This is a genomic window from Spirochaetota bacterium (assembly GCA_026414805.1).
In the GTDB taxonomy this organism is placed as follows: domain Bacteria; phylum Spirochaetota; class UBA4802; order UBA4802; family UB4802; genus UBA4802.
The window spans coordinates 1-5615 of the sequence record JAOAIH010000109.1 but is presented as its reverse complement, the minus strand read 5'-3'; the positions used below and the strand labels follow the sequence as shown (position 1 = coordinate 5615).

General features: G+C 33.6%; 5 protein-coding genes and 1 rRNA gene. 2 read left to right on the top strand and 4 right to left on the bottom strand.

What is annotated here, in order from left to right:
• Window positions 1-596 precede the first annotated feature (596 nt).
• On the top strand, window positions 597-1667 hold the full coding sequence (locus N3F66_14405) for a tetratricopeptide repeat protein (protein MCX8125336.1): 1071 nt from the start codon (window positions 597-599) through the stop codon (window positions 1665-1667).
• 3 nt (window positions 1668-1670) lie between these two features.
• On the opposite strand, the gene N3F66_14400 is transcribed toward N3F66_14405, so the two are convergent.
• From N3F66_14400 to N3F66_14390, 3 genes are all read right to left on the bottom strand, one after another.
• Window positions 1671-2195: a DUF4416 family protein gene (locus N3F66_14400; protein ID MCX8125335.1), complete on the bottom strand. Its 525-nt coding sequence runs from the start codon at window positions 2193-2195 to the stop codon at window positions 1671-1673.
• Complete coding sequence (locus N3F66_14395) at window positions 2164-3135, bottom strand: RluA family pseudouridine synthase (protein MCX8125334.1); 972 nt, start codon at window positions 3133-3135, stop codon at window positions 2164-2166. The genes N3F66_14400 and N3F66_14395 overlap by 32 nt, the downstream gene beginning before the upstream one ends.
• A gap of 131 nt (window positions 3136-3266) precedes the next feature.
• Window positions 3267-3716 carry a hypothetical protein gene (locus tag N3F66_14390; GenBank protein MCX8125333.1) on the bottom strand — a complete coding sequence of 150 codons (450 nt, stop codon included), beginning with the start codon at window positions 3714-3716 and terminating at the stop codon, window positions 3267-3269.
• A gap of 208 nt (window positions 3717-3924) precedes the next feature.
• Here N3F66_14390 and rrf point away from each other — a divergent pair.
• Window positions 3925-4041 (top strand): 5S ribosomal RNA (rrf, locus tag N3F66_14385).
• Between the two features lie 67 nt (window positions 4042-4108).
• Here rrf and N3F66_14380 read toward each other — a convergent pair.
• Window positions 4109-4861, bottom strand: coding sequence for a hypothetical protein (locus tag N3F66_14380; GenBank protein MCX8125332.1), 753 nt, complete (start codon window positions 4859-4861; stop codon window positions 4109-4111).
• Window positions 4862-5615 lie beyond the last annotated feature (754 nt).

The following is a 5615-nucleotide window of genomic DNA, read 5'->3' as shown; positions in this document are numbered from 1 at the left end:
AAATAGAAGTAGGCAGTGCAGATGGTAAGGTTTCTGAAATTGCTGGTGGTCTTAACTATTACATCAAAGGGCATAATGCCAATATAAAGGTTGAATATGCTCAGCAGCTAAAAGATGAAGTTGATAATTTCAAGAATAAGCAGTTGACTATACAGTGTCAGATATTCATTTAATTAACTGGCAATATACAATAAAAAAAGCCTGTGCAATGCACAGCCTTTTTTGTATTAAGGCGCAGGGTCAGAGCATAGGTACAGGTACAATAAAGTAGTGTTATGTAGAGGACGCAGAATACACAGAGAAACAAAGCTTAGAGTCATTGCATTGTTGTGTAGTTACACATAGAGACCAACGTAAAAAAATTGTTGTAATTAATTATTGAATATAAGAATTGATTCTGAATCGGATAGGGTATGAAGTTATTATAATTCAGTTATAAAAGAAAAAACAAATCAGAATAAAGGTGGAAATGACCCCAAATTTTATTGTGACAGGCTGTAATCTTGAACACGATTTAGTATCTTCATAGTATATGCGTTTCTAATTAGGTTTAAGTTCACATTGACAAATTTCTAATTTTTGAGGATTTTTTCTCAATGTTTTATAACAATAAAATATATGGTGTAGTGAAAGCAATACCATTACGGATAACTATCGCAATAATTGCTTTTGCATTCATTAATAGTAGCAATGCATTTTCCAAAACTATACGAAGGGATGATGTGCTTGCCATATCGCGTAGCGAGGTCGTGAAGGCTTCAATTGATTATATTGGCATGATGGATTTGCTTGCAACTATTAATACATTGTACCTTAATGGTAAATATGGAATGATGGGGAAATATATAGATGAGTACAATAAAAAATATACACCAGTAAAAGAGATTTTTTATTTTAAGGCTATAATAGCTATTAACCAAAAGAAATATGATGATGCATTGGATAGCCTATACATTGCGCTGGCAATGGCTCCAGAGTATTCGCGTGCACTGAATGCCATTGGATACATATATGCTATGCGCGGGCAATGGCAGCAGTCGCTATCGCACTTTTTATTGGCTCAAAGAGCTAATACCTACAATGCTTTTATCAGCTACAATATTGCTCTATTGTACTATCACAATATTGATTATGCGCATGCAGCTGCGTGGGCATACAAAGCAATTGAAGACAAACCTAATTTTGCCCGTGCGTATGATGTATATGCGTGTAGCATGTACCATCAGCAAAAATTTGACATGGCTATAGAATACTGGAGTAAGGCAATACAGATTGGACTTGATGAACATAGGGTGTACGTTAACATGGCATGTGGGTATTTTGCGTTGGGTCAATTTAATGAATGTATCATTGAGTGCAATAAGGCTTTGAAGAAAAACAATAAAAGTTATAATACGTTCATGCTATTGGCATATGCACAGTTTATGAAAAACGATTATGATGCTGCTATATGGGCAACAAACATGGCATTAAAAATAAAAAGTAACGATATATTTGCTAATGTGCTTAGAGCATTGTCCTTTGGTAAAAAGAATACTCAGGTTGGGAAAGATATGCTTATAGCAACTATAGGATCATTGGATAAAATTGAAGACATTGGTGTTCAGCTGTTACAATATTTTCAATGGACTATTGTTGATCCTCCTGTCAATTTTATGCTTTACTGAGCTTTATCGCTGCTTAATCTGTTCATAGTAGATTGATCGCAGTGTTTCAAAAAATTGTATATATTCTTTTTTGCGATAATCCGGATATGTCCATTCCCATGGCTGGTAGTGTTTGGCAACATACCGATATTCATTTTCAACATACACACCTTTGCCCACATACACACGGTGAAAATAGTCCTTACATGAAGCTAAAAATACATTGGACAATGTAAGATAGCCAGGGTCAATATTTATGGTTCGGTTGTTATTATGTAAAAATTTATTTTCCACTTTGTTGGTATATAATTTTATCTTTGCGATATCCTCTCTGTTGATAAGTTTGGAAAAACTTATGAATACCTTGTATAAATTCTTACCAATGGTGCTGTAGTAATCAGTGTGTGAGAATGGTATTGGGTCTGATTGCAAGTCGATTGTGCCGTATTTCTTTTTTAATATATTTATTGCACCAAATAGAACATCATCACGGGCTGTGAGGAGCCCAATAAATAACTTAGCTTTTTGTGGTATTGATGGTTGCGCCATTGTTATTCTCTAATTGTGTAAGGAATGTATGCATATCGTGCGGCAATGGTGCTTTTATTGCAATCATCTTTTGCAAGTATGGATGATACAACCTGTACATGCGTGCGTGCAGGGCGCATCGCGGGAATGAGCGCTCTATAGCGCCTTTATTCTGTATAAAGGTGATAAAATCTTCGTCGCGGCTTGAGTAAAGAGTATCTCCCAGAATAGGATGCCCTATATGCTCACAGTGTACTCGTATCTGGTGGGTACGCCCGGTAATGGGAACTGCCTTAATAAGCGTATAGTTGTTGTAACGTTTAAGGACGCTGAAGTGAGTGATGGAGTGCCATTTGGCGTCAGTGTACGCAGCACGCTTTTTTCGTATACGTGAGTCGTGGGATATCCCTATGGGGGTGTCTACTGTTATCCTGGTAAACGAACAATTACCGATAACTATCGCATAATATTTTTTGGCGATAGCTCCTGAATATTTCAGAAATGCTGAAGCAATACTGCCACTTTTGGCAAGCACCACAACTCCTGATGTTTCTCGATCTAAACGGTTGAGTGGCATGCACTGTGTACCTGTCTGGGTCCATAGTAACATGGTCAATGTGTTGTGGAAATATTTTCCTGCAGGATGAGTGGGAAGATTTCCGCTTTTGTTGATGGCAATGATGTACTCATCTTCATACAGGATGGTGTAAGTTGGGTCAACCTGTGGTTCTTCTACTGGCTGTCGTCTGTATTCAATGACATAATGCTGATAAACTGTATAATGAGGTATAGTTATCGGTATATTGTTAACAAATATCTTGCCACTTTTGATTTCCTTTTGCCATTTTGATCGAGATAAATATGTAAACCGACCTGCAAGATATACATCTAGTCGCATTGGAGTATATCCATCAGGTACTATTGAAATAAGTTTTTGTTGCGTTGGAGTTTCTCTATTCATATTTTATTATGCTTCGGGATAAATGTCAAATATGGAATAGCGCTCTTTAATCAAGCGTTTGTACACATCAAAGTGTAAATTGTCAAATGTCAAAACATTTGTAATTCTACTATGAACTCAGCATGAGGAATTTATGGATTTTTTAATATTTCAGGGTGTGGTCCCCAGTAAAATTTACAACAGGGAATTCCTTCTTCAAGATAAAATTGAAAAGTATATCCACTAAAACGATAGTTATCGGTATTATCATCTTTTTCAAGTGCTGATATAAAATCGAATAAATAATTGTCAATACAATATGCTATCATCTTGGCAAGCGACACTTTATAAACTTTCCTCACATCCATAAAAAACTCGTATTCATGTTCAAGAAGAACAATATGAAGCCTTTTCCAACTGCCATTATATCTAGGACGATAAGAAACACGACTGTATGATTTTGTTTTGATGTTTTTATGAGATAGCACATAGTTAATAAAATTCACTATAAAAGAACTTAAAGGTATCTTATATTTTTTTGAATAAATTTTTATAATATTCAGATGCTCATAAGAAATACAAGTTGTAGTTTCAAGATTCATGTTATTCCTCCCAAAGGTAGTGAATGTATTTTTATGTGAAATTGAAAAATTTTGCATAAAAAAGCAACTTTTTTTTGAATACCACTTTTTATGAGATAAAAATATATCATCTTAAAAAATTGAATTTTTTTAAATATTTCAGTAAATTCGATTGACAAAGTTAAGCTGACTTTTTATAAGGACAAACACATACGGCAAGTAAATTCTTCCCGGTGGTTATAGAGAGGGGGAAACACCTGTTCCCATTCCGAACACAGAAGTTAAGCCCCTCATCGCCGATGATACTGCACTGGTAACGGTGTGGGAAAGTAGGTCGCTGCCGGGATTGGTATTATATATTAGAATGCCACTCAGAAATGGGTGGCATTATTATTTCATTGTTGTAAGTTATTTTAATTTTGCATAAGCTTATTATACAACCAATTAATGATAGCATCAGAACGGTGATAAAGAGAATCTTTAACCTTTTGAAGAGGAAATGCCATATTGCCTAGTATATCAATAGAATATACACAGTACAGACCAATATCCTCCCCTTTATCAATAATAAACAAAAAGAATTTAAATTTGCGTTTCTCTACAACAGTCATCATTACATATTTAACGCTGTTTATATTTTCTGTCTTTAATAAAATAAACTCAGGCATCTGGTATATGGTATATTGGTATGTAATTTCACCAAATATTCTATCCTTCTGTAAAGTATAAAAAGTATAGACTTGTTTCAAATCTTTTATTACAGGATCATCTAGTTGTTTAAAAGAAGGGTATTGTATTACATATGACTTTTCAAAAAGTGTTCGTAGTTTTTTTCTTGTTTGCGAATAATATTGGATACCCTGCATTGTACTGACAGAATGTAAAATATTTATTATCAATAATCTATCATTACTGGTAAATGGTGATTTCACATGTGCAGGTTTTTTAAATGTATAGTATGCTTCAAGGGTTATATTATTTTTTGTTATAGGGACATTTTTCAAAATATATACTTTTATTGTGGGTGTTGGTGAAAGGGTAAGATCTCTGGTTGTTTTAACGAAATGTTTCTGGCTTTGTACTATATTTGGGAGTATAGAATACCCCAATGCAATTGTGTGTAAAAATGTAATGGCCAAAATAAAAATTGATAATTTTTTCATCATCAATATTTTGTCTTTCCTTTTTTATAAGGAATATAATGAATACATCATTCTTTTACTGATACTATATTCTTTGCATAGGAATATCAAATAATTTTTAAAAAAGTATTCCAAATATTCAGGTATTTATTTTAGTAGATGCTATTATTTCTTAATTAATACAAAAATCACGTAATGAAAATAATTGAAGCAGCATTCTTCTTTGTATTGTGTTTACAAAGGTGAAATACCTCATCTAGATTTTATAAATACATCAATAACCATTCACATATAGCTTCATTACTTGTGTTTATGTTATTCTTTTGGTTAAATTCAAGAGGGGCTGGGTTTGAGAGGGCATGCTCTCAAACATCTAGAAAATGAGTATTCACATTTCAAAGCAAGTATAATCCTTGGTTTTTTCTCGATGATGTAGCATTTGTCGTTATTTTTTAATTAAGAGAATGTATCAATGTAAATTGTTGCAAAAATCCCCTTATCTAATGCTTGATTTCATTGTTCATTTTATCCATTCAGCATTATAATGGATTGGATCTATCTTAGCATAGAAAGAAGTATCACATCCGGCATATTATTTCATTTCTGTGTAAATATCTTTGGTGATATTGCAGATGAAACAAAATAGTGTGGACTTTTGAGCAAATTGTTGTTGCATTGGCAATTTTATATTCATAAGTAACAAAGGAGGAATGATAAAAAAATCAAAATAGTTGCGGTGGAACGAGGATCTGTTCAACTATGATAATGAACAGGCAGG